A 23970-nucleotide genomic window follows, 5' to 3' on the forward strand; every position below is an offset into this window, starting at 1 on the left:
ACGGTCAGCCCGCCGCCGGCGCGGGCGCCGCGACGGTCAGCACCTGGCCGGTCCGCGGCCCGCCCGCCAACGTCTGCGGGGCCCATTCCATCGCGACCAGGTGCAGGGTGCGGCCGTCGGCGCCGCCGAGGGCGCAGGCGAAGCAGCCCCGGTCGAGGGCGATCCGGTCCAGGATCCGGCCGCCCTCGGCCACCCGCACCGCGCACCGGTTCGGCACGTCGCCGTACCAGACGGCCCCGTCCGCGTCGAGACAGATGCCGTCGGGGGCCGACTCGGGCACGGCGGCCCACACCCGCCGGCCGGAGAGCGAGCCGTCGGCGGCGACGTCGTACGCGGTGAGGCGGGCGGCGTACGACTCGGCGACGATCAAGGTGCTCCCGTCCGGGGTGAGCGCCATGCCGTTCGGGAACGCCAGGTCCGCAGCGACCATCCGGGCCGCGCCGTCCGGCGTGACAAGGGCGATGCCGCCCGGCGCGTACTCGCCGCCGGGAAAGTCGAAGCCGATGGTGTTGACGTACGCGTTGCCCCGGGCGTCGGTCACCACCTCGTTCCACGGATGCGCCACCAGCGACCGCAGGTCGGCGTGGTCGACGAGGCTGCCGTCCGGTTCCCGGCGCAGCAGCCGGCCCGCGCCGCCGGCGACCACCAGCAACCGCCCGTCCGGCAACCAGTCGAGGCAGATCGGCAGCCCGTCGACCCGAGCCACCACGGTCGCCCGCCCCTCGGCGTCAACCGTGAGCACCTCCCCCGCGCCCCAGTCGGCGACCCACAGTCGCCCGTCGTGCCAGCGGGGCGACTCCCCGAAGGCCAGCCCGTCCAGCAGTACTCGCGGTGCGCTCATCGTCGGCTCCTCGTCAGGTCACGGATCCGCCGCAGGTGGTCCCGCTCGGCGGAGTTGTCGGTGCGGTCGATCGCCGCGTCGTACGCCGCGACGGCCTCGGCCCGGCGGCCGAGGCGGCGCAGCAGGTCGGCGCGGACGGCGTGGAACACGTGGTACGCGTCCAGGTCGAGCCGGTCGACCAGGGCGAGCGCCTCGGCCGGCCCGGCCACCTCGGCGACCGCCACCGCGCGGTGCAGCGCGACGACCGGGCCGGGACGCAGTGCCAGCAGGTGGTCGTAGAGGGCGAGGATCTGCGGCCAGTCGGTGCCCGCCGCGTCCGGGGCGTCGCTGTGCACGGCGTTGATCGCGGCCTGGATCTGGTACGGCCCGGGCCGGTCCCGCCGCAGGCAGCGGCGCACCAGCTGCTGCCCCTCGCGGATCAGCTCCCGGTCCCAGTGCTCGCGGTCCTGCTCGGCCAGCGGCACCAGCGCCCCGTCGGGGCCGGTGCGGGTCGCCCGCCGCGACTCGGTGAGCAGCATCAGGGCGAGCAGCCCGAGCGCCTCCGGCTCGTCGGGCATCAGCTCGGCGAGCAGCCGGCCGAGCCGGATCGCCTCGGCGCACAGTTCGGCGCGGGCCAGCCGATCACCGGCGGTGGCGGTGTGCCCCTCGGTGAAGATCAGGTAGATCACGGCGAGGACGGCGTCGAGGCGGTCGGGCAGGTCCGCGTCCCGGGGCACCCGGTACGGGATGCCGGCGTCGCGGATCTTCGCCTTGGCCCGGACCAGCCGCTGGGCCATGGTCGGCTCGGCGACCAGGAAGGCGCGCGCGACCTCGGCGGTGCTCAGCCCGCCGAACAGGCGCAGGGTCAGCGCGACCCGGGCGGCGGGGTTCAGCGCCGGGTGGCAGCAGGTGAAGATCAGGCGGAGCCGGTCGTCGGCCACCGGCCCCTCCTCGGTGGTGTCGTCGTCGGGGATGCGCAGCAGGGCCGCCTCCCGGTGCCGGGCCGGCCGGGACGCCTCCCGGCGCAGCCGGTCCACGGCTCGGTTGCGGGCGGTGGTGATGATCCAGCCGGCGGGGCTGGGCGGCACCCCGGTCGACGGCCAGCGGTCCACCGCCGTGGCGAACGCCTCCTGGACGGCCTCCTCGGCGAGGTCGATGTCGCCGAGGAGGCGGACCAGGACGGCGACCGCGCGGGCGTACTCGGCGCGGAACACCCGCTCCACGGCGTCGCCGTCGGTCATGGCGCCGGTCAGGCCTCGCCCTGGAACGGCCGGACCTCGATCGGCAGGGTGGTCGCCAGGGCGTACCGGCGGCCCCACTCCAGCGCGGCGTCGAGGTCCGGGGCGGTGATGATGGTGAAGCCGCCCAGGTACTCCTTGCCCTCGACGTACGGGCCGTCGGTGACCAGCACCTCGCCGTCCTTCGGGCGCAGCACGGTCGCGGTGTCCGGCGCGTGCAGGCCGTTGCCGAAGACCCAGCTGCCGGCGGCGCGCAGCTCGGTGCGGATGGTCTCCAGCTCGCGCATCACCCCGGTCAGGAACTCCGGGTCCGGCGGCTGGTGGCCGGTCGGCTGGTAGATGCTGATCAGGTACTGCTTCACGGTGTCCTCCTCGGGGTCGGCCGGCCCGGTGCCAGCTTCACCCTTCACACGAACGGCGGCACCCCGGATCGACGCGACCCGCCGAGGAATTTCCGGCGCGTCCGACCCCGGGGTCGGACGTACCCGCCGATCAGCCCGGCATTTCGTCGATTGTCATCGATGCCCTTGTAGACGACCTTCAATGTGTGCCTTAATACTGGCAGTTCTTTTCGCCTCCGCCGCAACCCCCGCGGCCATCCCTGGGAGGAACGATGAACCGCACCCTGCGCACGGCCCTGCGGGCCGCTGCCGCCACCCTGCTCGCCCTGGTCACCACGGTCGCCGCCGGCACCGTGGCCGCCACGCCGGCGAGCGCCGCCCCCGCCGGCCTGCCCGGCATGGACGTCTCCAGCTGGCAGGGCAACGTCAACTGGTCGGCCGCCTGGAACAACGGCGCCCGGTTCGCGTACGTGAAGGCCACCGAGGGCACCGGCTACACCAACCCCTACTTCGCCCAGCAGTACAACGGCTCCTACAACGTCGGGATGATCCGGGGCTCGTACCACTTCGCCCTGCCCAACAAATCCAGCGGCGCCACCCAGGCCAACTACTTCGTGGACCACGGCGGCGGCTGGTCCAAGGACGGCAAGACGCTGCCCGGCGCGCTCGACATCGAGTACAACCCGTACGGCGCCACCTGCTACGGGCTGAGCCAGGCCTCGATGCGCAGCTGGATCGCCTCGTTCGTCAACCAGTACAAGGCCCGCACCGGCCGCTGGGCGACCATCTACACCACCACCGACTGGTGGACCACCTGCACCGGCAACACCTCGCAGTTCGCCGCGAACAACCCACTGTGGATCGCCCGCTACTCCTCCAGCGTGGGCACGCTGCCGGCGGGCTGGCCGACGTACTCCTTCTGGCAGTGGGCCTCCTCCGGCACCTTCCCCGGTGACCAGAACGTGTGGAACGGCAACCTGGACCGGCTCCGGGTGCTGGCCTGCAACGGGCCCTGCTGACCCCCGGCCCCGGCGGCGGGCCCGACCGGCCCGCCGCCGGTGCCACCCCGTTCGGCGGCCCAACCCCGGAAGGAGACCCCGATGTCCGTCCCGCTGTCCCGGCGGTCCGTGCTGCGCGGCGCGGTCCTGCTCGGCGCCGCCGCCGGTGGCATCACCCTCACCCAACTCGGCGACGGCCAGGGCGCGCGGGCCCTGGCCACCGTCGACCAGCCGGTGATCGCCAACTGCGCGACCTGGGGCGCCCGGCCGCCGAAGGCGGCGATGACCGTCGTGCAGAACCGGCCCAACAAGATCATCGTGCATCACACCGCGTTCCCGAACACCACCGACTACAGCCTGGCCCAGGCCTACCGGAACTCCCGGGACATCCAGGACCTGCACATGGACGCCAACGGCTGGGTCGACTCGGGCCAGCACTTCACCAACAGCCGGGGCGGGCACCTCACCGAGGGCCGGCACGGCAGCCTGTACGCGCTGGTGCACGGGCAGACCATGGTCCAGGGCGCGCACTGCGTCGGGCAGAACAGCCAGGCCATCGGGATCGAGAACGACGGCATCTACCTCGACGTGCAGCCCCCGCAGGCACTCTGGGACAGCCTGGTCCTGTTCTGCGCGTTCACCTGCCAGCAGTACGGCATCCCGGCCAGCGAGATCTACGGCCACAAGGACTTCAACAGCACCCAGTGCCCGGGCCTGCTGCACGACCGGCTGCCCGAGCTGCGCAGCGCGGTCGCCGCCCGCCTCGGCGGCTGACCCGACCGCGGCGGCGCCCTCCCACCCGGTCTCGCCCGCCCGACGTGCGGGAGTCGAGCCCGCTCCTGCAGCTCGATCCCGGCACCCTGTCCGCCGTGCTGCTGGGCGCGGGTTGATGCCCGGCGCGGTGCCGACGAGCCGCGCCGGGCGGCGCGCCGCCGGCCCTGAGGCTTCACTTATATAAGCTGGGCCTGATATAAAGACGGTGTGCACGCCTTCGACGTCCTCGGCGACCCCGTACGCCGCCGGATCCTGGAGCTGCTCGCCGACGGCGAGCTGACCGCCGGGGAGATCTGCGCGAGCGTCGGCGCCGAGTTCGGCATCACCCAGCCCGCCGTGTCGCAGCACCTCAAGGTGCTGCGGGACAACGGTTTCGCCACCGTCCGCCCGCAGGGCACCCGCCGCCTCTACGCCGTCGACCCGGCCCCGCTTCAGGAGGTCGACCGGTGGCTGGACGGGTTCCGCCGGTTCTGGAGCCCGGCCCTGGACGCCCTGGCCACCGAGCTGGCCCGCGGCCGGCGGGAACGGCGTGCGCAGGCCGACACGGCCGCATCCACCGACGACAGGAGAACACGATGACCGACGTGACGCACGAGATCAACGCCGCCCGCCGCAGCCTGAGCCGCCGTACGCTGCCCGCCGGCGAGGCGCGGGTGCTGACCATCAGCCGCACCTACGACGCACCCCTGGAGGCCATGTGGGACGCGTGCACCAACGCCGAACGCATCCCCCGCTGGTTCCTGCCGGTCTCCGGTGACCTGCGGCTGGGCGGGCGCTACCAGTTCGAGGGCAACGCCGGGGGCGTCGTCGAACGCTGCGACCCGCCGAAGAGCTTCGCCGCCACCTGGGAAATGGGCGACGACATCAGCTGGATCGAGGTACGGCTGCACCCGGTCGACGACGGGCGTACCCGCTTCGAACTGGAGCACGTCGCCCACGTCGACGACGAGCGCTGGACGCAGTTCGGCCCGGGCGCGGTCGGCATCGGCTGGGAGATGGGCCTGTTCGGGCTCTCGAACCACTTCAAGGGCTCCGGCATCACCCCGGAGCAGGCCGCCGAGTGGATGGCGACCGAGGAGGCGCGCCGGTTCATCACGCAGAGCAGCGAGGCCTGGGTCGAGGCGGACATCGCCGCCGGCACCGACGAGGCGCGGGCACGCGCGGCCGGCGGGCGCACCACTGCGGCGTACACCGGCATGCCGGTCGAGTGAGCGGCGCGGGCACGCCGACGGATCGGCGTGCCCGCCTGCGCGTCCGTCAGCGGCCCCGGCGGGTGTTGAGCCGGGCTGCCTGGCGGGTCAGGTGGTCGCGCTCGGCGACGTTGCCCGCCTTCCGGGCCGCCTCGGCGTACAGCCGTGCCGCCGCCGCCAGGTCACCGTCGCGCTCGTGGAGGTACGCCGCCACCGCCGCGTACCGGGGCAGTGCCTCGTCCAGCGCCGCCAGCGCCGCCAGGCCGGCCCGCGGACCGTCGGCCTCCCCGGCGGCCACCGCCCGGTTGAGCCGGACCACCGGGCTGTCGGTCAACCGCACGAGTTCGTCGTACCACTCGACGATCTGCACCCAGTCGGTCTCCTCGGCGGTGGGCGCGTCGGCGTGCAGGGCCGCGATGGCGGCCTGGGCCTGGAACTCGCCCAGCCGGTCGCGGGCGAGGGCCGCCTGCAGGATCTCGACGCCCGCGGCGATCGACGCAGTGTCCCACCGGCTCCGGTCCTGCTCGGCGAGCGGCACCAGGCCGCCGTCCGGCGCGGTGCGGCTGGCCCGCCGGGCGTGGTGCAGCAGCATCAGCGCGAGCAGCCCCGCCACCTCCGGATGGTCGATCGCCGCCGCGAGCTGCCGGGTGAGCCGGATGGCCTCGGCGGCGAGGTCGACGTCGCCGGAGTAGCCCTCGTTGAAGACCAGGTAGAGGACGCGCAGCACAGTGGCGACGTCGCCGGGCTGGTCGAACCGTACGCCCGAGACGGTGCGCTTGGCCCGGCTGATGCGCTGCGCCATGGTCGCCTCGGGCACCAGGTAGGCCTGGGCGATCTGGCGGGTGGTCAGCCCGCCCACGGCACGCAGGGTGAGCGCGACCGCGGACGACGGCGTCAGCGACGGGTGGGCGCACAGGAAGTAGAGCTGGAGGGTGTCGTCCACCGCGGGGGCGGGCCCGGGCGCCGGCTGCTCCTCGAGGAGGTCCTCACGCCGGCGGCGGGCCGCGTCCGCCCGGGCCACGTCGAGGAAGCGGCGCCAGGCCACGCTGACCAGCCAGCCCTTCGGGTCCCGCGGCGGGTCGGCCGGCCAGACGCGCACGGCCTCCACCAGCGCGTCCTGAACGGCATCCTCGGCCGCCGCGAAGTCGGCTCCGCGGCGGACGAGGATCCCGAGCACGCCCGGCGTGAGGCTGCGCAGCAGTGCCTCGTCCATCCGAGAGGTCACTCCGTGATGGTGGGGTGCGCCGCCAGGAACGGACGCAGCTCGAGCCACTCGTGGATGGGCTTCCCGCCCGCCCCGGGAGCGGCCGACAACTCCCCGGCCAGCTCGACGGCGCGCTCGTAGCTGTCGACGTCGATCACCATCCAACCGGCGATGAGGTCCTTGGTCTCGGGGAACGGGCCGTCGGTCACCGGCGGGCGCCCCGCACCGTCGTACCGGACGAACGTCCCCTCGGGGGCGAGCGCCTGACCGTCGACGAACTCGCCGGTCTTCTCCAGCCGGGCCGCGAAGTCGTTCATGTACTGCACGTGCGCCGAGATCTCCTCCGGCGTCCACTGGTCCATGGGCACGTTGTTGACCGGAGCCGGAGCGCCGCGGTAGTGCTTGAGCAGCAGGTACTTGGCCATCGTGTTCTCCTCGGTGCTGGTGGCGACCCATTCTGGTCACCTTCACCCCGGGGACGGAGCCGGGCACGGGTTCTCGACATCGCCGTCGGAACTTTTTTGGAGCGGAGTGTCCGACCCGGCGGTGCTCTCCATCCCGTCGTTCAACTGCCGCAACATGACAGCGCCGGAGCGCGGGCCCGTACCCCGGTAGTGTGGCGCGACATGGCCGGCGTTGCGTACTCCCACTGCTCCTTCTGTGGCGTCGCCTACCCGGCGCGGGCCGGCTGGCCGCGGGTCTGCGTGGCCTGCGGGCAGACGGTCTGGCGTAACCCGCTGCCGGTCGCGGTGGCGCTGCTGCCGGTCCGCACCGGCGCCGGCCCCGGCCTGGTGGTGGTCCGCCGGGACATCGAGCCGGCGCGCGGGCTGCTCGCGCTGCCCGGCGGCTTCATCGAGTACGGCGAGGAGTGGTCCGACGCGCTGGTCCGGGAGCTGCGGGAGGAGACCGGACTGGTGGCGGACGCGGCCGACGCGCGGCTGTTCGCCGTGCACGGGGCGCCGGCCGGCGGCACCATGATGATCTTCGGCGAGTTGCCGGAGCGGCCGGCCGCGGGGCTGCCGCCGTCGGCGCCGACCGCGGAGGCCACCGAGTGGCTGGTGCTCACCGAGCCGGTGGAGCTAGCCTTCTCCACGCACACCCGGGCGATGGCCGACTTCTTCGCCCGACGGCCCTGACCGGCCGGCCGCCCGGGCCTGTTGCGGCGACCCCAGCGGTCGGTACGGTCGTTCGCGTGGATCTGGACGACACCGCCGCCCGGCTCGGGGTGCCCGTCGAGGAGGTCGAGCGCGTGCACCGGCTCGCCGGCGACCGGCCGTCGGCTCCGCTGCCCGCCAGGGCCGACGCGCCCGCGATCCTCGACCGGCTCGCGGTGCGGCCGGACGACGCCGCCGAGATCATGGCGGGCTGGCCCGACCCCGACTCTCCGCTGTGGACTCCGGAGCTGCGCTGGCTGCTCGACCGCTCGACCGCCCTGGTCCGCGCCGATCTCGGGGGCCACGACTGGCTGCCGCCCGGTCCGGCGCTGCCGCGCGAACGCGGTCCCGCCTGGCGGCATCTCTACGGGTACGCGTACCTGGCCCTGGTCGACGTCGTCCGGGCGTACCACCGCGACCACGGCATCGCCGATGCCGTGTCCTGGGTGACCCTCGCCGATCTGGGCCGCAACCTCGCGATCGACCGGCGGATGCGCGGCGCGGGCTGGCCGGTCATGCAGAGCTGGTTGACGCTGCACGCGCGCGGCGGCCTCTACGAGCTGGGCCGGCTGCAGCACCAGCGCGGCGACGCCGCCATCGGCCTGCACATCCCCGAGGCGGGGCCGCTGACCCCGGCGGCGGTCGAGGCGTCGCTCGACGAGGCCCGCGCGTTCTTCCCGCGCCACTTCCCCGACGAGCGCTACCCGGAGTTCTCCTGCGGCTCGTGGCTGCTCGACCCGCAGTTGCGGGAATACCTGCCCGAGGACTCCAACATCGTCCGGTTCCAGCGGAGGTTCGAGCTGGAACCCTACGAGGAGCCGGAGGGGATCGACGCCGACGTCGAGGTGCTGCGGTTCGTGTTCCGCACCCTGACCACCCCGCTCGACCAGCTGCCGCGCCGCACCGCGCTGCAGCGCGCGGTCGTCGACCATCTGCGCGCCGGCCGCCACTGGCGCTGGCGCCGCGGCCGCTTCCCGAGCTAGGCGCATCCGCCCCGGCGGGCCGTGAGCGTGGTCATAACGGCTGGACGATCGCCCGGCGGGGCTCTAGATTTCCAGGCAGGTCATGAGCGCCAGCGCAAAGCCCCGGCTTGCTGGCCGGCAACCCTCCTCCACGGTGGGGTGCTCCGGGTGAGGACCAGGCACCGGCACGGCGCCGGTGCAAGCGTGGCCTGGTTCCCAGGTCAGCACAGCGACCGCAGGAGAACCATGTCCAGCTTTCTTTCCACCGCGGACTTCACACCGGTGAAGCGGCGGCACATCGACTTCATGCGGGTGTGCAGCGGCGTCTGTCGTCGCCGCGCCGCACGCTAGTCGAACCCTTCCCTTCCTCGTACCACCCGCAGCGGTGTGCCCTCGTCCGGCGCACCGTCTCCTGGCGCGCGCCCCGTGCGCCGCCCGACATTCATCGGAGAAACCCGTGCGATTCCTGCCTGCCCTGTCCAAGGTGGCCGCCCTCGGCGCCGCCGCCGTGCTCGCCGCCACCGCGCTGACCGCCTGCGGCGGGGACGACTCCGCCGCCTCCGCCGACAACCCGTACGGCCTGCTCCAGCCGGGCGTGCTGCGGGCCGGCACCCTCACCGACGCGCCGCCGAACGTGTACCTGAAGGACGGCAAGTTCACCGGCTTCGACAACGACCTGCTCACCGCCGTGGCCGGCAAGGTCGGCCTCAAGGTCGAGTTCGTCGGCACGGACTTCTCCGCGCTGCTGTCCCAGGTCAACAACCGCAAGTTCGACGTGGGCAGCTCGTCGATCACCATCACCGAGGCGCGGAAGAAGACCGTGGACTTCGGCAACGGCTACGACTTCGGCTACTTCGGGCTGGATGTGCCGGCCACCTCGACCATCACCGGCTTCGACCAGCTCGCCGGCAAGCGGGTGGTCGTGGTGCAGGGCACCGTGCAGGACGACTACGCCACCAAGGAGGGCCTGAACCCGGTGCGGGTGCCCGACTACAACGGCGCGATCAACCAGCTCAAGGCCGGCACCGCCGACGCCTGGATCGCCCCGGCCGAGATCGGCGACAAGTCGGCCGCGGACAGCGGCGGCAAGATCAAGGTCGCGGCCAAGCAGATCAGCCCGGCCCCGACCGCGTACGCGGTGGCCAAGGGGAACGACGAGCTGCGCGAGGCGCTGAACTCCGGCCTCGACCAGGTGATCGCCGACGGCACCTGGACCAGGCTCCAGGAGCACTACTACCCGGGCCGGCCGATCCCGGCCGACTTCACGCCGGGCAGCGGCACGGTCGCGGCGCCGTCGGCGTCGGCGGCTTCCTGACGTACGCACGAACGAGCGGGGCGGTAGGAGCAGACGATGGATCCGTTGAGCACCCTGTGGGAGACCTTCTTCGACTGGGACTCCATGCGCGAGGCGCTGCCCGAGATGCTGACGGTCGGGTTGCCGAACACGCTGATCCTGGCGCTCTCTGCCGCCCTGCTCGGCTCGGTGCTGGGGCTGCTGCTGGCGGTCGCCGGCATCTCCCGTACCCGGTGGTTGCGCTGGCCGGCGCGGGTCTACACGGACGTCTTCCGCGGCCTGCCGGCGGCGGCGACCATCCTGCTGATCGGCGTCGGCCTGGCCCCGTTCGGGATGCAGGTGTGGGGGCCGAACCCGTACCCGCTGGGCATCCTGGCGCTGTCGCTGATCGCGGCGGCGTACATCGGGGAGATCTTCCGCGCCGGCATCCAGAGCGTCGAGGCGGCGCAGCTGGAGGGGGCGCGGGCGCTCGGCTTCTCCTGGGGCGCGGCGATGCGCCTGGTCATCGTCCCGCAGGGGATTCGCCGGGTGCTGCCGGCCTGGGTGAACCAGCTGATCGCGCTGATCAAGGATTCCAGTCTGGTCTACTTCCTCGGCCTGCTGGCCAGCCAGCGGGAGCTGTTCCGGATCGGCCAGGACTACGCGGCCAACACCGGCAACCAGTCGGCGCTGCTGCTGGCCGGCCTCTGCTACCTGGTGCTGACCGTGCCGCTGACCCACGCGGTCAACGCGATCGACCGGCGGCTGCGGCAGGGCCGCGCGGTCACCGTCGACCCGGAGGACGACGGTGGCCTGGCCGTGGCCGGCTCCACCGCGCTGCCGCCGGAGACCGCCGTCCCGACCCGCAAGGAGCCCTGATGAGCATCGCCACCACCACCCCGGTCAGCCTCGCCGTCCGGGACGTGCACCTGGCCTTCGGCGCCAACCGGGTGCTGCGCGGCGCCGACCTGGACGTCGCGCGGGGCGGGACGGCCTGTGTGATCGGGCCGTCGGGCTCCGGCAAGTCCACCCTGCTGCGCACCGTCAACCGGCTGATCGAGCCGGACCGGGGTGACGTGCTGCTGGACGGGCGCAGCGTGCTGGGCGACGACCCGGACGCGCTGCGCCAGCGCATCGGGATGGTGTTCCAGCAGTTCAACCTCTTCCCGCACCTGACCGTGCTGCGCAACATCACGCTCGCGCTGCGCAAGCTGAAGAAGCTGGGCGAGGAGGAGGCGGTGCGGGTGGCCCGGGAGCAGTTGGAGCTGGTCGGGCTGGCCGCCAAGGCGGACTCCCGCCCCGGTCACCTCTCCGGCGGGCAGCAGCAGCGGGTGGCGATCGCCCGGGCGCTGGCGCTGCGACCCGAGGTGATGCTCTTCGACGAGGCCACCTCCGCGCTCGACCCGGAACTGGTCAAGGGCGTACTCGGGGTGATGGCCGACCTGTCCGCCGCCGGGATGACGATGGTGGTGGTGACCCACGAGATGGGCTTCGCGCGGGAGGTCGCCGACACGGTCGCGTTCATGGATCGGGGCGTGGTGCTGGAGGCCGGCGAGCCGGCCGCGATCTTCGAGCGGCCGGAACAACCCCGGCTGCGTCAGTTCCTGTCCCAGGTGCTCTGAGCGGGGTCGCCGGTGGCGACCCCGTGCCACTCGGCGAGGGCGGCCCCGGTGGTCATCCGGTCCAGGCCGACCTCCGCCGCGCCGCGCAGCGCGCCGAGGTCGCCGTGGGCGGCGTCCAGCACGGGCGGTGGCCGATCCCGGTGGAAGGCCATCAGCCCGCCCGCGTACGCGGCCTGGAAGTCGTCGGGCGCGGCGGCGCGCAACGGGCCGGCGAGGCCGCCGAGGCTCACCGCGTCGGGATCGTGGGCGTTGACCAGCCCGGCCGTGCCCCGCCCCAGCGCGGCGACGACCCGGCGGACGGCCAGCGCGGCGCCGGTGTCGCCGCTCGCGGCGCGGGCCAGCATCCGGTGGGCGTAGTCGCGCGCGTCGGTCGGCGGGGCGTCGCCGAGGTGGCGGGCGATCGCCCGCCCGTCGACCTCCAGGTCCCAGCAGCCGGTGGCGCCGCAGGGGCAGTGCCGGCCCGGGTCGCCGAGCGGCAGGTGGCCGACCTCGCCGCCGGCGCCGGTAGCGCCGACCACGGGACGCCCGTCCACCACGAGCCCGCCGCCGACGCCGACGTCGACGAGCAGGTGCAGGGCCGTGCGCGCCCCGGCGGTGGCGCCGGTGCGGGCCTCGGCGACACCGGCCAGCGTGGCGTCGTTGCCGACCAGCAGGGGCAGGTGGGTGCCGGCGGTGAGCGGGGCCAGGTCGACGGGGCCCCAGCCGAGCGCGGCCGACTGCACCACCCGGCCGTCGCGTACCGTCGCGGCCACCGCCAGGGAAACCACCCGCAACCGCGCGCGGTGGCGCCGGCGCAGCTCGCGCACGGCGGCGGCGAGGCCGGCGCGCACCTGTTCGGGGCCGCCGTCGTCGTGCCGGAGGGTACGCACGTCGTGCAGCCGCCCGTCCACCGTCGCCACGGCGCAGCGCGACTCCTCGTGGCGGATCTCCACGGCCAGGGTCAGCGGGCCCTCGGGGTGAGGACGCAGCAGGGTGGTGGGGCGGCCCCGGCCGGCGACCGGCGCCGGCTCCTCGCTAAGCAGCTTCGCCCGCCGCAGCCGGCCGGTGATCTCGGTCGCCGACCCGCTGGTCAGCGCCAGGTCGCGGGCCAGGTCGGCGCGGGTCGGCCGGGGGTGGTGCCGCAGGTGGCGCACCACGTCGACGGCCGTGCGCCAGCGGGCGGTGCGGGCACCGCCTCCGCCGGCGTCGAAGTTCCCGGTTGACACCCGGTTGCCCCTTCCTTTTATCCTCGTGGCACGAGGATAATGGACGGGATGGGTGGACGATGGACCTGAGCGGCGTGGCGGCCCTGCTGCTGGACATGGACGGCACCCTCGTCGACTCCGACGCCGCCGTCGAGCGGGCCTGGACGACCTGGGCCGGCGAGCACGACGTCGACCCGGACGCCGCGCTGGCCGTCGCGCACGGCGCCCCGGCGCCGACGACGGTGCGCCGGCTGCGCCCGGACCTCGACGAGGCGGCCGTGGCCGTGGCCGCCGCCCGGCAACTGGCGTTGCAGTACGACGACCTGACCGACGTGACCGCGCTGCCCGGGGCGGCCGACCTGCTCGCCGTCCTGGCCCGGCTGGGCCTGCCCTGGGCGGTGGTGACCAGCGCCGACACCCGACTGGCCAAGGCCCGCCTGGCCGCCGCAGGCATCGACCCTCCGCTGCTGGTGACGGCCGACGACGTCGCGGCCGGCAAGCCCGACCCGGAGCCGTACCTGGCCGCCGCCGCCCGGCTGGGCGTCCCGGCGACCCACTGCCTGGTGGTGGAGGACTCGACAACCGGGTTGGCCGCCGGGCGGGCGGCCGGCGCGCGCACCGCCGCGCTGCGCGGGCTCGACGGCGACCTGCGGCTGCGCGACCTGGTCCAGCTGGCGCACCTGCTGGACCGCTGAGCGGAACGAGGAGTGACGGTGCCTGTCGACATCCGACCCCACCGGGTGCAGGTGCCCGCGGCCGACGTCATCGAGCTGCGGGCGCGGCTGGCCCGTACCCGCTGGCCGCGCCCCGGGGCGTTGCCCCTCGTCCTCACCCACGGCTGGCCCGGCTCCGTGCTGGAGCTGGTCGACCTGGTGGCGGACCTGCGGGCCTTCTTCCGCGTGGTGCGGTGAGCCGCCCCCGGCCGGGCCGCGTGTTGTGGCTGGCGGGCGCGGCCCAGGCGGCGGTGGGGTTCAGCGTGACCAGCCTGGGCGCGGTTCTGGTCCTGCTGGCCCGGGACGTCGGCGCGGCGCCCGGGGATCTGGCCTGGCTGCCGTCCACCTTCGGGGCCGGTCTCGTCGCGGTCGCCGCGGCGGGTCCGTGGCTGCTGCGCGGCGGGTACCGCCGCTGCCTGTGGCTGGGTGGCGGCGGGCTCGGGACGGGCGCGGTGCTGCTGGCGCTGGCCGGCACCGTGCCGGCGGCGGTGGTCGGCGCGATGCTGCTCGGCCTCGGCGCGGCGGCGCTGGTGCTGGCCACTCCGGCGCTGCTCAGCGGCCCGGACGCCGGCCGCCGGCTGAGCCTGGTGAACGCCGCGGCCAGCGCCGCCGCGGTGACCGCCCCGCTGGCCCTGGCCGTGGCCGACCTGCGCGGCGGGGACGGGCGGCTGGCCCTGTTTGCCCTGACCCCGCTGGCCGCCCTGCTGATCGCCGCCGCGCCGCGGCAACGCCACCCCGCCCCACCCGGCCGCCCCTGGGGCTCGACCCGGGAACGCCTCGCCGGCCCGCACCACCCGGCGACGCCCGAGGTCCCGCCACCGGCAGACCCCGCCGGGCCGCACCCCCCGGCGGCCGGGGCCGTCCGGCCCGGGGACGTCGCCCGGCGGTGGGGCCAGGTGGTGCTGGCCGTGTCGGTCGAGTTCTGCTTCTCGGTCTGGGCCGTCGCGCGGCTGCAGCAGACCGGCCTCGCCGTCGCGGCGGCCGTCGCGCTGGCCACCTCGTTCCCGGCGGGGATGGCCCTCGGCCGGCTCGCCGCGTCCCGCGGGGCGCGTTCCGGCCCGCTGATCGCGGCCGGCGCGGCCGTCACCGCACTCGGGGCCGTGACGGTCGCCGCCGCGCCCCGCCCCGGCTGGGCCGTGCTCGGGTTGGTCCTGGCCGGCCTCGGGGTGGCGGTGCTCTACCCGCTGACGTTGGCCGGGCTCATGTCCGCCCCCGGGATGTCACCGCCGGTGGCGGCCTCGCTCGGGGCGCTGGCCTCCGGTACGGCGATCCTGGTCGCCCCCGCCGCGCTGGCCGCGCTCGGCCGCTCCGTCGGGCTCGGGGCCGCCTTCCTGGTCACGCCGGTCCTGCTGGCCCTGCTGCTCGGTCTGCGCCGGGCGGCGGGTGGGCTGGCCCCGGCACCGCCCGACCGCGAGGCCACCAGCCGTCGCCGCTGACCCGCGGTGCCACCGGCCGTCGCACGGGGCCACCGGTCGAGGCTGGGTGCCCTAGGCTCGGCGGGTGCCCGCACGCCGGCACGGGGAGGACGGGATGGTGCGACACGGCGCGGGCCAGGCACGGCGGGTGGCGGTGCTGCTGGCGCTGGCCGGCTCGGCCTTCCTGTTCAACACCACCGAGAACCTGCCGATCGGCCTGCTGCCGCTGATCGCGGCCGACCTCGACGTGCCGCTGCCCTGGGTGGGCTGGCTGGTCGGCGGGTACGGGCTGACCGTGGCCGCCGTCTCGCTGCCGCTGGCCCGGTTGACCCGGGACGTGCCCCGGCGCCGGCTGCTCGGCGGGGTGCTCGCCGTGCTGGCCCTGTCCACCCTGGCCGGGGCCCTCAGTACGGCGTACCCGGTGCTGTTCGGCGCCCGGGTCGCCACGGCGCTGGCCCAGGCGGTGTTCTGGGCGGTGACCGCGCCGGTCGCGGTGGGGCTCTTCTCCCCCGCCGTGCGCGGGCGGGTGGTCGCGGTGATGTCGATCGGTGGCTCGCTGGCCACCGTGGCGGGCGTGCCGGCCGGCACCTGGCTCGGCCAGCGCGACGGTTGGCGGCTGCCGTTCCTGCTGCTCGCCGGGGCCGCGCTGGCCGCCCTGCTGGTGGTGGGCGCGCTGCTGCCCAGCAGCGCGCCGGAGCGCAGCCACGGCGCGTACGCCTCGGCGCCGCACCGCGGGCGGTTCGCGCTGCTGCTGGTGATCACCGCCGTCTCGGTGACCGGCATGTTCACCGGTTTCACGTACGTGACCCGGCTGCTCACCGGGGCCGCCGGGTTCACCGCCGGCGCGGTCGGCGGACTGCTGGCCGTCTTCGGCGTCGCCGGGCTCGCCGGGGTGGCCCTGGTCGGCCGGATCGTCGACCGCCGTCCGCGGGCGGCGTTGGCGCTGACCGTGGGCGGACAGGCGGCGGCACTGACCGGGCTCGGGCTGCTCGAGAACCGGGCCACGGTGATCGTCCTGCTGGCGCTGCTCGGCGGAACGGCGGTGCCGGTCTTCATGGTCACCCAGGCCCGGGTGCTGCACGTGACCCCGGGCCGCACCGAGCTGGGCTTCGCGGCCAACTCGGCGACCTTCAACGTCGGCATCGCGGCGGGCACGCTGCTCGGCGGGCTGATCCTGTCGGCCGTGGACGTCGGGGCGGCCTTCGTCACCGGCGGGCTGGTGACGGCGCTCGCGCTGGCGGCGGTGCTGGCCGAGCCGGCGCTGACCGGCCGCGGACCCGGCGTCGCCGCCGGCTGACAAGTCCCCGTAGTCCAGGTCGCAACGGCGGGTCTCCGACCACCCGGCGGGGCGGGTCTACGGTGTCGCGTCGCGTCCGTCGTCGGCGGGTGGCAGGCTGGACGACGAGCCGGCGGCGGAGTGCGAGGCGCGGCCGGCGACCCGTGGCGAAGGAGACGATCGACCCGATGGCCAGTGTGACCACCACCGACGAATGGCAGGCGCTGCGCAAGCACGCCGAGACGATGCGCGGCGCCCACCTGCGGGACCTGTTCGCCGCCGATCCGCGCCGGGGTGAGCGGCTCACCGGCGAGGTCGCCGACCTGCACGTGGACTACAGCAAGAACCTGGTCACCGACGAGACGCTGGGCCTGCTGACCGGCCTGGCCGAGCGGGTCGGGCTGACCGACCGGGTCGCCGCGATGTTCGCCGGGCGGCACATCAACTCCACCGAGGACCGGGCGGTGCTGCACACCGCGCTGCGGCTGCCCCGCGACGCCGCGCTGACCGTCGACGGGCAGGACGTGGTCGCCGACGTGCACCAGGTGCTGGACCGGATGGCGGGGTTCGCCGACCGGGTGCGCTCGGGGCAGTGGCGCGGGCACACCGGCGAGCGGATCCGCACCGTGGTGAACATCGGCATCGGCGGCTCCGACCTGGGGCCGGTGATGGCGTACGAGGCGCTCAAGGCGTACCGGGACGCGGGGTTGAGCTGCCGCTTCGTCTCCAACATCGATCCGACCGACATCCACGACAAGACCCACGACCTGGACCCGGCGAGCACCCTGTTCGTCGTGGTCTCCAAGACCTTCTCCACCCAGGAGACCCTGGCCAACGCCGAGCAGGCGAAGACCTGGCTGCTGTCCGGGCTGGACGCCGACGACGACTCGGCCATCGCGAAGCACTTCGTCGCGGTGAGCACCAACGCCCAGCGGGTCGCCGACTTCGGCATCGACCCGGCGAACATGTTCGGCTTCTGGGACTGGGTCGGCGGCCGGTACTCGCTCCCCTCGGCGGTCGGGCTGTCGGTGATGCTCTCCGTCGGGCCGCAGCGCTTCCGGGAGTTGCTGGCCGGCTACCACGCCGTGGACGAGCACTTCCGCACCACGCCGGTCGAGCGGAACGTGCCGGCGCTGCTGGGCCTGCTGAACGTCTGGTACGTGAACTTCCTCGGCGCGCAGACCCATGCGGTGCTGCCGTACTCGCAGTACCTGCACCGGTTCCCGGCGTACCTGCAGCAGTTGACGATGGAGAGCAACGGCAAGTCGGTGACGCTGGACGGCAGCCCCGTCGACCACGCCACCGGTGAGATCTTCTGGGGTGAGCCGGGCACCAACGGCCAGCACGCCTTCTATCAGCTGATCCACCAGGGCACCGTGCTGATCCCGGCCGACTTCATCGCGTTCAGCCGGCCCAACCACGACCTGGGCGAGATGCACGACCTGTTCATGTCGAACTTCTTCGCGCAGACCGCGGCGCTGGCGTTCGGCCGGACGAAGGAGCAGGTGGAGGCGGAGGGCACCGACCCGGCGGTGGTGCCGCACCGGGTGATGCCCGGCAACCACCCGACCACCTCGATCATCGCGCCAAAGCTCACCCCGGCCACGCTCGGCCAGCTGATCGCCCTCTACGAGCACATCGTCTTCACCTGCGGCGCGATCTGGGACATCAATCCGTTCGACCAGTGGGGTGTGGAGCTGGGCAAGGTGATGGCGAACCAGCTCGCGCCGAAGCTGACCGGCGCGGCACCGGACCTGTCGGACGTGGACTCGTCCACCGCGGCGCTGATCCGCCGCTACCGGGCCGAGCGCGGCCGGTCCTGAGCCGCGCGCGACGGCGGCCCGGTCCCCGCGACCCGGCCGCCGTTTCCCGGGTACGAAAAGCTGGTCCAACCAGTTGACGGGTTGATGTGCCGGCCGTCACACTGCTGGCGTGGCCTTCGCCCCCGTCCCCCGCGCATCCGTCTCCGACCACGTCTTCGCCCAGCTCAGAGACGCGATCGTCAGCGGCCGTTACCGCCCCGAGGACACGCTTCCCGGCGAGCGGGAGCTGGCCGCCGCCTTCGCGGTGAACCGGCACGCCGTGCGCGAGGCGCTGCGCCGCCTCCAGCAGCTCGGCCTCGTCCGGGTCAGCCAGGGCGGCGCCACCCGCGTCCTGGACTGGCGGGTGCACGCCGGCCTCGACCTGGCCCTGTCGCTGGCCCAGTCCGGCGACGTGCTGCCGGTGGAGAACCTGGTCCGCGACATGCTGGAGATGCGCGCCTGCATCGGCGTCGACGCGGCCCGGCTCTGCGCCGAGCGCGCGCCGGACGAGCTGCGGCGCAACCTCGTCGCCATGGTCGAGGAGTTCGCCGCGCTCGCCCCCGACCTGCCCGCCATGGGCGAGGCGAACATCGCGCTCTGGCGGCGGATCGTCAACGGCTCCGGCAACACCGCGTACCTGCTGGCGTTCAACAGCCTGGTCGCCGGGGCGGTGGCCGTCGGCGACGTGCCGCCCGAGCGGCGCGCCGCCGAACTGCTGGACGTCGCCGGGCACCGCCGCCTCGCCGAGGCCATCGTCACCGGGCGCGGCGCCGACGCCGGCCGGGAGGCGTACGACCTGCTCACCGCCGCCCTCACCACCCCCATCACCTGAAGGAAGGCCGAGCATGATCCCCGCCGTGCTCTATGCCGTACCGGCGTTCCTGCTGCTCGTCGTCGTCGAGGCGCTGTCGTACCGGTTCGCGCCGGACGACGACGAACGCGGCTACGAACTGCGCGACACCGCCACCAGCCTGACCATGGGCGCCGGCAGCCAGGTGATCGGCTTCCCGTGGAAGCTGCTCACCATCGGGCTGTACGCGGCGCTCTGGTCGATCGCCCCGGTGCAGCTCTCCCCCACCAGCGTCTGGACCTGGGTGCTGCTCTTCTTCGCCGACGACCTGGCCTACTACTGGTTCCACCGGGTCCACCACGAGGTGCGCTTCTTCTGGGCCAGCCACGTGGTGCACCACTCCAGCACCTTCTACAACTTCTCCACCGCGCTGCGGCAGAGCTGGACGCCGATGACCTCGCTGCCGTTCTGGCTCGGTCTGGCCCTGCTCGGCATCCCGCCATGGATGATCCTCCTCCAGCAGTCGATCAGCCTGCTGTACCAGTTCTTCCTGCACACCGAGCGGGTCGGCCGGCTGCCCCGGCCGATCGAGTGGGTCTTCAACACGCCGTCGCACCACCGGGTGCACCACGGCGCCAACCGCGAATACCTCGACCGCAACTACGGCGGCATCCTGATCGTCTGGGACCGGCTCTTCGGCACCTTCGAGCCGGAAGGCACCACCGTCCGGTACGGGCTGACGAAGAACATCGGCACCTACAACCCGCTGCGGGTCGCCACCCACGAGTACGCGGCGATCTGGGCCGACGTGCGCCGGGCCCCGTCGTGGCGGCACCGGCTCGGCTACCTGTTCGGCCGTCCCGGTTGGCAGCCGGTCCGATGAGGCGGGCCTGGCCCGTCCTGTTCGGGCTGGTCGTCGCGGTCGAGCTGGCCGGCGTCGCGCTCGACCAGCCGGCATTGCAGTGGGCGGCGAAGCCGCTGCTCGCGCCACTGCTGCTGGTCCGGCTGCTCGCCGTACGCCGGCACTGGGATTTGGTGGCGACGGGCCTGGTGTTCGCCACGGCCGGTGACGTGGCGCTGCTGCTGCCCGGCACGCCCGCCTTCCTGGCCGGGATGGGCTGCTTCCTCGGCACCTAGCTCTGCCTGCTGGTGGCGTTCCGGCGGCACCGCCGGCCACCGGCGCCGGCCGTGGCCGGCTACCTGGCGCTGTGGGTCGCCGCGAACGCGCTGCTCTGGCCGCGGCTGGGCGAGCTGCGGCTGCCGGTGCTCGGCTACAGCCTGGCGCTGAGCCTGATGGCCGCCGCCGCGGTCGGGGTCTCCCGGCGGGCGGCGGCCGGCGGCGCGCTCTTCCTGCTCTCCGACGCGCTGATCGGCGCGGGCGCGGCGGGGCTGGCGCTGCCCGGGCGGGAACTGGCGGTGATGGTCAGCTACGTCGCGGCGCTGTACCTCATCACCACGACGTGGGCCGGGCGGCCGGCTGCCGAGCGCACGACAGAGGAGCCGCCGCCCGGGAACCGACCCACCGGGCACGGCGGGCGGCGCCACGACCGGTCGGTCGCGGCGCCGCCGGCGGGTACGCGGGTCAGCGGCGGGCGGCCGGGCGGCGGGTGAGCGCCACGCCCAAGGCGATCATGCCGATGCCGAGCAGCAGGTGCAGCCAGTTGTCCGCGTTGTTGAGCGGGATGAAGTTGGCGCCACTGTTGTGGTTGACGACCAGGCCGTAGAGCCAGATCACCAGGTAGATGACGCCACCACCGATCAGGTACGCCCGCGCGCCGGAGACGGTTCGGGCCAGCGCCAGGCCGACCACGCCGTAGAGCAGGTGGACGATGTTGTGCAGGACCGACACCTGGAACAGGCCGAGCAGTTTCGCCTGCGACTCGTGCCCGGCGAACATCATGGTGCCGTAGTGCGTGGTGATGCCCGGGATGAACCCGAGGATGCCCACCACGACGAAGACGATGCCGACCACCTGGGCGGCTCGCCGGACGGGAGACGCGGCGGCGCGCGCCGGCGTTCCGGACCTGTTGGCCATGACAGCAACCTCCGTCGACGAGAACGGGGATGGTGTCCCCCCGACCGGACGCGGCAAACCCGACCGAGCCGCCCATTCTGGAACGCGTGTCGCGCGCCGCCGCCGTCGGCGAGCCGCCGCGCTCAGATGATGAAGTGTGTCCAGTAGGTCAGCCAGAGTGCGAACAGGGCGAGCTGGAGCACCGCCAGGCCGGCGGTCAGCCATCGATCGGCGCCGGACCGGCCGGCCCAGCGGGCCAGCACCAGGGCCACCGGGAAGGCGGCGAGCAGGTAGCGCAGCAGGCTCTTGTAGACCGGCGGGCCCATCGACAGCGGCACCAGCACCACGATCACCGTGTAGAGCAGGTAGGGCAGCTCGGCCCGCCGGCGCAGCCCGACCGCGGCCACCAGCAGCACCGCCACCGCACCCCCCACGCGCAGCGCGTCGGCGGCGTGTCCGCCGGTCAGCCCGTGCCAGGCGACCCAGAACGGGTCCTGCAGGCGGATCCCCCAGCCCCGCTCCTGCGTGTGCTGGTAGGCGAACCAGTCGCCGCTCTGCCAGCGACAGAACGCCATGAAGGTCAGCCAGCCGGCCGGCACCAGCGCCAGCGGCCAGCCGGTCCGCAGGTAGCGGGCGAGTCCGCGGGCGTCGCGCGGGCGGCCGAGCTGGTTCACCAGCACCAGCGCCAGCGGCAGCACCACCAGGAAGCCGACCGAGCGGCTCAGCGCCAGGAAGTAGCCGACGATCCCGACCAGCAGCCAGCGGCGCCGCTCGGCGTACCAGAAGGCGGCCAGGGCCAGGCCGACGAAGAGCGACTCGGTCAGTGCCGCCTGGAACAGGAACGCGGTCGGCAGCAGCAGCAGGAAGCGGGTGAACCGGCGCCCACCCGCCGCATCGCCGCCCTCCCCCGTCCCCAGCAGCCGACCGCCGAGGCGGCAGGCGTAGTAGAGCAGCGCGATCAGGGCGACGTTGCTGACCAGCAGCAGCGCCCAGGCGGTGTGGCCGCCCAGCAGCGGCGCGAGCGACCGGGCGAGGAACGGATACAGCAGTGGGAAGCCGAAGTCGGTCCAGGGGCGGTCCAGCGGCAGCCGGGCCAGGTGGTCGTAGAGGAACGAGTCCCAGGCGAACCAGAGTGAGAACCAGCGGTGCGGTGAGATGGCGTCCTGCTCGAACCGCATCGACGTCTCGTCGGCCGGTGGCGCGCCGGACACCCCGTCCCAGGCGGCCAGCACCAGCACGCCGACCAGGGTGAGCAAGGTCTTCGAGATGACAAAGGCGGCGAGCACGAAGCCCCACGGCTCGGGTATCCGCCCGGCCGACGCCGCCAGCCGGCCCCGGAGGCCGGGCCGCGACAGCCGGGCGGAGCTGTCGCTCGGGCGTGCCGCCCGATCGTCCGCCATGCCGCCCCCGCCCGATCGTCCCGCGACCGACCGTCGGTGCGCGGGCCGTCGGCGCGACATCCCCGTTACGCGCCGGTTCACACCCGCGACCACCGAACCCGGCGGAGAACTCCGGCCGCCGGGGGGAAAACGGGGCCGGCCAGGTGAGTTGCGGGCCGGGACGGGTAAGGGCGCTGCCGCAGCGCAGGCGGGGGACGGGGGCGGCATGGGTGACGGCGACGGGACCTTGGTGATCGGTGCGGGACCGGCGGGGCTGACCGCCGCGTACGAGCTGCTGCGGCACGGCGAGGCGGTCCGGGTCCACGAAGCCGACGACGTGGTCGGCGGGATCAGCCGGACGGTGGAGCGGGACGGCTGGCGCTTCGACATCGGCGGGCACCGGTTCTTCACCAAGGTCTCCCGGGTCGAGGACTTCTGGCACGAGATCCTGCCGGACGAGGACTTCCTGCTCCGGCCGAGAATGAGCCGCATCTACTACCGCGGGGCGCTCTACGACTACCCGCTCAACGCCGGCAACGCGCTGCGCAACCTGGGCCTGCTGGAGGCGGCGCGCTGCGTCGCCTCGTACGGCCGGGCAAGGCTGCGCCCGCCGAAGGACCAGTCGCACTTCGAGGGCTGGGTGTCGGCGCGGTTCGGCTGGCGGCTGTACTCGATCTTCTTCAAGACGTACACCGAGAAGGTCTGGGGAATGCCGGCCGACCAGTTGCAGGCCGACTGGGCCGCGCAGCGGATCAAGAACCTGTCGCTCGCCACGGCGGTGCGCAACGCGCTGCTGCCCCGGCGCAACCGCACGGACGTGACCAGCCTGATCGAGGAGTTCCAGTACCCGAAGCTGGGCCCCGGGATGATGTGGGAGCGGTGCACCGAACTGGTGCGGGAGCGGGGCGGCGCGGTCCGCACGAACAGCCGGGTGACCGCCGTGCACCGGGACCCAGCGGCACGCCGCGCCACCGGCGTCACGGTCGTCGACGCGGACGGCGAACGGACCGAACCGGCCGACCACGTGATCTCCACGATGCCGATCTCGGCGCTGGTGCACGCCATCCGGCCGGCCGCCCCGCCCCAGGTCCGCGCCGCCGCCGACGACCTGCGGTACCGCGACTTCCTGACCGTGGCGCTGATCGTCCCGGAGGAGTTCTCCTTCCCGGACAACTGGATCTACGTGCACGACCCGACGGCGAAGGTGGGCCGGATCCAGAACTTCGGCTCCTGGTCGCCGTACCTGGTCAAGGACGGCCGCACCTGCCTGGGCCTGGAGTACTTCGTCTTCGAGGACGACGAGATGTGGCGCACCCCGGACGAGGACCTGATCGCGCTGGGCACCGCCGAGCTGGAACGCCTGGGCCTGGTCCGGCCCGGCTGCGTGGCGGGCGGCCACGTGGTGCGGATGCCGAAGGCCTACCCGGTGTACGACGAGCGCTACCAGCGCAACGTGGACGCCATCCGGGGCTGGCTGGCCCGGGAGCTGCCCAACGTGCACCCCGTGGGGCGCAACGGCATGCACCGCTACAACAACCAGGACCACTCGATGCTGACCGCCATGCTGGTGGCGGAGAACATCGCGCACGGCAGGGAGCACGACGTCTGGTCGGTCAACGTGGAGCAGGACTACCACGAACAGAAGACGACGACGTCGAGCGGCCGGGGTGGCACCGGCCGGGACGCCCCGCTCGTGCCCGCCCGCCCGCCCACCGGCGGCGCCGAGCGAGCAGCCGACGGGGTGCGGGAACCGAAGCCCGCAGCGGCTCGGCGACAATAGAAAGCTATCAGCGCCGGGGCCGCCGCACCATCGGGTGGCCG

The 23970-nt window shown here is 74.0% G+C and carries 25 protein-coding genes, 1 pseudogene and 1 riboswitch; of the genes and pseudogenes, 18 read left to right on the forward strand and 8 right to left on the reverse strand.

Going from position 1 to position 23970, the window contains the following annotated elements; all coding sequences use genetic code 11:
* Positions 1–4: 4 nt before the first annotated feature.
* From AB0H57_RS14425 to AB0H57_RS14435, 3 genes are read right to left on the reverse strand one after another with little or no spacing between them, the layout of a single operon-like run.
* Positions 5–841, reverse strand: coding sequence for an SMP-30/gluconolactonase/LRE family protein (locus tag AB0H57_RS14425; protein ID WP_357506345.1), 837 nt, complete (start codon positions 839–841; stop codon positions 5–7).
* On the reverse strand, positions 838–2061 hold the full coding sequence (locus AB0H57_RS14430; protein WP_357506347.1) for an RNA polymerase sigma factor: 1224 nt from the start codon (positions 2059–2061) through the stop codon (positions 838–840). Before AB0H57_RS14430 ends, AB0H57_RS14425 begins: the two co-directional genes overlap by 4 nt.
* An 8-nt stretch (positions 2062–2069) precedes the next feature.
* Entirely contained in the window at positions 2070–2420 is a 351-nt protein-coding gene (locus AB0H57_RS14435) for a YciI family protein (protein WP_357506349.1), read from the reverse strand.
* 251 nt (positions 2421–2671) lie between these two features.
* Here AB0H57_RS14435 and AB0H57_RS14440 point away from each other — a divergent pair, with 251 nt between their 5' ends.
* The 4 genes from AB0H57_RS14440 to AB0H57_RS14455 all read left to right on the forward strand — a co-directional run bounded on the left by AB0H57_RS14440 (position 2672) and on the right by AB0H57_RS14455 (position 5382).
* Positions 2672–3418, forward strand: a complete 747-nt coding sequence (locus AB0H57_RS14440; protein ID WP_357506351.1) for a lysozyme — start codon at positions 2672–2674, stop codon at positions 3416–3418.
* Positions 3419–3499: 81 nt separating this feature from the next.
* A complete protein-coding gene (locus tag AB0H57_RS14445) occupies positions 3500–4171 on the forward strand; it encodes a peptidoglycan recognition family protein (protein WP_357506353.1) in 672 nt (223 codons plus the stop codon).
* A gap of 207 nt (positions 4172–4378) precedes the next feature.
* Complete coding sequence (locus AB0H57_RS14450; protein ID WP_357506355.1) at positions 4379–4750, forward strand: metalloregulator ArsR/SmtB family transcription factor; 372 nt, start codon at positions 4379–4381, stop codon at positions 4748–4750.
* On the forward strand, positions 4747–5382 hold the full coding sequence (locus AB0H57_RS14455) for an SRPBCC family protein (protein ID WP_357506357.1): 636 nt from the start codon (positions 4747–4749) through the stop codon (positions 5380–5382). The genes AB0H57_RS14450 and AB0H57_RS14455 overlap by 4 nt, the downstream gene beginning before the upstream one ends.
* Positions 5383–5428: 46 nt before the next feature.
* Here AB0H57_RS14455 and AB0H57_RS14460 read toward each other — a convergent pair whose 3' ends face one another.
* Positions 5429–6574 carry a DUF6596 domain-containing protein gene (locus AB0H57_RS14460; RefSeq protein ID WP_357506450.1) on the reverse strand — a complete coding sequence of 382 codons (1146 nt, stop codon included), beginning with the start codon at positions 6572–6574 and terminating at the stop codon, positions 5429–5431.
* A gap of 8 nt (positions 6575–6582) precedes the next feature.
* A complete protein-coding gene (locus tag AB0H57_RS14465; protein ID WP_357506359.1) occupies positions 6583–6990 on the reverse strand; it encodes a YciI family protein in 408 nt (135 codons plus the stop codon).
* Positions 6991–7191: 201 nt separating this feature from the next.
* Here AB0H57_RS14465 and AB0H57_RS14470 point away from each other — a divergent pair, with 201 nt between their 5' ends.
* The 5 genes from AB0H57_RS14470 (at position 7192) to AB0H57_RS14490 (ending at position 11576) form a co-directional block, all read left to right on the forward strand.
* Positions 7192–7701, forward strand: a complete 510-nt coding sequence (locus AB0H57_RS14470; protein WP_357506361.1) for an NUDIX domain-containing protein — start codon at positions 7192–7194, stop codon at positions 7699–7701.
* A gap of 56 nt (positions 7702–7757) precedes the next feature.
* A complete protein-coding gene (locus AB0H57_RS14475) occupies positions 7758–8702 on the forward strand; it encodes an acyltransferase domain-containing protein (protein WP_357506363.1) in 945 nt (314 codons plus the stop codon).
* A 78-nt stretch (positions 8703–8780) separates the two neighbouring features.
* Positions 8781–8892, forward strand: a riboswitch (SAM riboswitch).
* 246 nt (positions 8893–9138) lie between these two features.
* Positions 9139–9996 carry an ABC transporter substrate-binding protein gene (locus AB0H57_RS14480; RefSeq protein WP_357506365.1) on the forward strand — a complete coding sequence of 286 codons (858 nt, stop codon included), beginning with the start codon at positions 9139–9141 and terminating at the stop codon, positions 9994–9996.
* A gap of 36 nt (positions 9997–10032) precedes the next feature.
* Complete coding sequence (locus AB0H57_RS14485) at positions 10033–10833, forward strand: amino acid ABC transporter permease (protein ID WP_357506367.1); 801 nt, start codon at positions 10033–10035, stop codon at positions 10831–10833.
* Between the two features lie 5 nt (positions 10834–10838).
* A complete protein-coding gene (locus tag AB0H57_RS14490; RefSeq protein WP_357506452.1) occupies positions 10839–11576 on the forward strand; it encodes an amino acid ABC transporter ATP-binding protein in 738 nt (245 codons plus the stop codon).
* Here AB0H57_RS14490 and AB0H57_RS14495 read toward each other — a convergent pair.
* A complete protein-coding gene (locus tag AB0H57_RS14495; protein ID WP_357506369.1) occupies positions 11552–12781 on the reverse strand; it encodes an ROK family transcriptional regulator in 1230 nt (409 codons plus the stop codon). The two genes, AB0H57_RS14490 and AB0H57_RS14495, sit on opposite strands and share 25 nt — an antisense overlap.
* Positions 12782–12840: 59 nt before the next feature.
* Here AB0H57_RS14495 and AB0H57_RS14500 point away from each other — a divergent pair, with 59 nt between their 5' ends.
* From AB0H57_RS14500 to AB0H57_RS14535, 8 genes and pseudogenes are all read left to right on the forward strand, one after another.
* Positions 12841–13455 (forward strand): HAD-IA family hydrolase, encoded by a 615-nt coding sequence (locus AB0H57_RS14500; protein WP_357506371.1) that lies wholly within the window; start codon positions 12841–12843, stop codon positions 13453–13455.
* A gap of 18 nt (positions 13456–13473) precedes the next feature.
* Positions 13474–13671, forward strand: a complete 198-nt coding sequence (locus tag AB0H57_RS14505) for an epoxide hydrolase N-terminal domain-containing protein (RefSeq protein WP_357506373.1) — start codon at positions 13474–13476, stop codon at positions 13669–13671.
* The gene (locus AB0H57_RS14510) at positions 13668–14909 is read left to right on the forward strand and encodes an MFS transporter (RefSeq protein WP_357506375.1); all 1242 of its coding nucleotides are present in this window, start codon (positions 13668–13670) and stop codon (positions 14907–14909) included. The genes AB0H57_RS14505 and AB0H57_RS14510 overlap by 4 nt, the downstream gene beginning before the upstream one ends.
* 64 nt (positions 14910–14973) lie before the next feature.
* Complete coding sequence (locus AB0H57_RS14515) at positions 14974–16185, forward strand: MFS transporter (protein WP_357506377.1); 1212 nt, start codon at positions 14974–14976, stop codon at positions 16183–16185.
* A 167-nt stretch (positions 16186–16352) separates the two neighbouring features.
* Positions 16353–17987, forward strand: a complete 1635-nt coding sequence (pgi, locus tag AB0H57_RS14520; protein WP_357506379.1) for a glucose-6-phosphate isomerase — start codon at positions 16353–16355, stop codon at positions 17985–17987.
* A 109-nt stretch (positions 17988–18096) separates the two neighbouring features.
* On the forward strand, positions 18097–18798 hold the full coding sequence (locus AB0H57_RS14525; RefSeq protein WP_357506381.1) for a GntR family transcriptional regulator: 702 nt from the start codon (positions 18097–18099) through the stop codon (positions 18796–18798).
* Between the two features lie 13 nt (positions 18799–18811).
* Positions 18812–19639 carry a sterol desaturase family protein gene (locus AB0H57_RS14530; protein WP_357506383.1) on the forward strand — a complete coding sequence of 276 codons (828 nt, stop codon included), beginning with the start codon at positions 18812–18814 and terminating at the stop codon, positions 19637–19639.
* Positions 19636–20367: pseudogene (locus AB0H57_RS14535) on the forward strand (lysoplasmalogenase). Before AB0H57_RS14530 ends, AB0H57_RS14535 begins: the two are co-directional and overlap by 4 nt.
* Here the strand turns inward: AB0H57_RS14535 and AB0H57_RS14540 are convergent.
* Complete coding sequence (locus AB0H57_RS14540; RefSeq protein ID WP_357506385.1) at positions 20339–20791, reverse strand: DUF4383 domain-containing protein; 453 nt, start codon at positions 20789–20791, stop codon at positions 20339–20341. The pseudogene AB0H57_RS14535 and the gene AB0H57_RS14540 overlap by 29 nt on opposite strands.
* Before the next feature lie 122 nt (positions 20792–20913).
* Positions 20914–22170, reverse strand: a complete 1257-nt coding sequence (locus AB0H57_RS14545; RefSeq protein ID WP_357506387.1) for a hypothetical protein — start codon at positions 22168–22170, stop codon at positions 20914–20916.
* A 205-nt stretch (positions 22171–22375) separates the two neighbouring features.
* Between AB0H57_RS14545 and AB0H57_RS14550 the strand changes: the two genes are divergently transcribed.
* A complete protein-coding gene (locus AB0H57_RS14550; RefSeq protein ID WP_357506389.1) occupies positions 22376–23929 on the forward strand; it encodes an NAD(P)/FAD-dependent oxidoreductase in 1554 nt (517 codons plus the stop codon).
* The last annotated feature ends 41 nt before the right edge of the window (positions 23930–23970 follow it).

The organism is Micromonospora sp. NPDC050686, from assembly GCF_040654475.1.
Classification (GTDB): Bacteria; Actinomycetota; Actinomycetes; order Mycobacteriales; family Micromonosporaceae; genus Micromonospora.

Coding starts and splice junctions, on each gene's coding strand:
- AB0H57_RS14530 (WP_357506383.1), top strand. CDS start 18,812: ATGATCCCCGCCGTGCTCTATGCCGTACCGGCGTTCCTGCTGCTCGTC.
- AB0H57_RS14485 (WP_357506367.1), top strand. CDS start 10,033: ATGGATCCGTTGAGCACCCTGTGGGAGACCTTCTTCGACTGGGACTCC.
- AB0H57_RS14470 (WP_357506361.1), top strand. CDS start 7,192: ATGGCCGGCGTTGCGTACTCCCACTGCTCCTTCTGTGGCGTCGCCTAC.
- AB0H57_RS14425 (WP_357506345.1), bottom strand. CDS start 841: ATGAGCGCACCGCGAGTACTGCTGGACGGGCTGGCCTTCGGGGAGTCG.
- AB0H57_RS14500 (WP_357506371.1), top strand. CDS start 12,841: ATGGACCTGAGCGGCGTGGCGGCCCTGCTGCTGGACATGGACGGCACC.
- AB0H57_RS14465 (WP_357506359.1), bottom strand. CDS start 6,990: ATGGCCAAGTACCTGCTGCTCAAGCACTACCGCGGCGCTCCGGCTCCG.
- AB0H57_RS14550 (WP_357506389.1), top strand. CDS start 22,376: ATGGGTGACGGCGACGGGACCTTGGTGATCGGTGCGGGACCGGCGGGG.
- AB0H57_RS14540 (WP_357506385.1), bottom strand. CDS start 20,791: ATGGCCAACAGGTCCGGAACGCCGGCGCGCGCCGCCGCGTCTCCCGTC.
- AB0H57_RS14445 (WP_357506353.1), top strand. CDS start 3,500: ATGTCCGTCCCGCTGTCCCGGCGGTCCGTGCTGCGCGGCGCGGTCCTG.
- AB0H57_RS14460 (WP_357506450.1), bottom strand. CDS start 6,574: ATGGACGAGGCACTGCTGCGCAGCCTCACGCCGGGCGTGCTCGGGATC.
- AB0H57_RS14455 (WP_357506357.1), top strand. CDS start 4,747: ATGACCGACGTGACGCACGAGATCAACGCCGCCCGCCGCAGCCTGAGC.
- AB0H57_RS14440 (WP_357506351.1), top strand. CDS start 2,672: ATGAACCGCACCCTGCGCACGGCCCTGCGGGCCGCTGCCGCCACCCTG.
- pgi (WP_357506379.1), top strand. CDS start 16,353: ATGGCCAGTGTGACCACCACCGACGAATGGCAGGCGCTGCGCAAGCAC.
- AB0H57_RS14430 (WP_357506347.1), bottom strand. CDS start 2,061: ATGACCGACGGCGACGCCGTGGAGCGGGTGTTCCGCGCCGAGTACGCC.
- AB0H57_RS14545 (WP_357506387.1), bottom strand. CDS start 22,170: ATGGCGGACGATCGGGCGGCACGCCCGAGCGACAGCTCCGCCCGGCTG.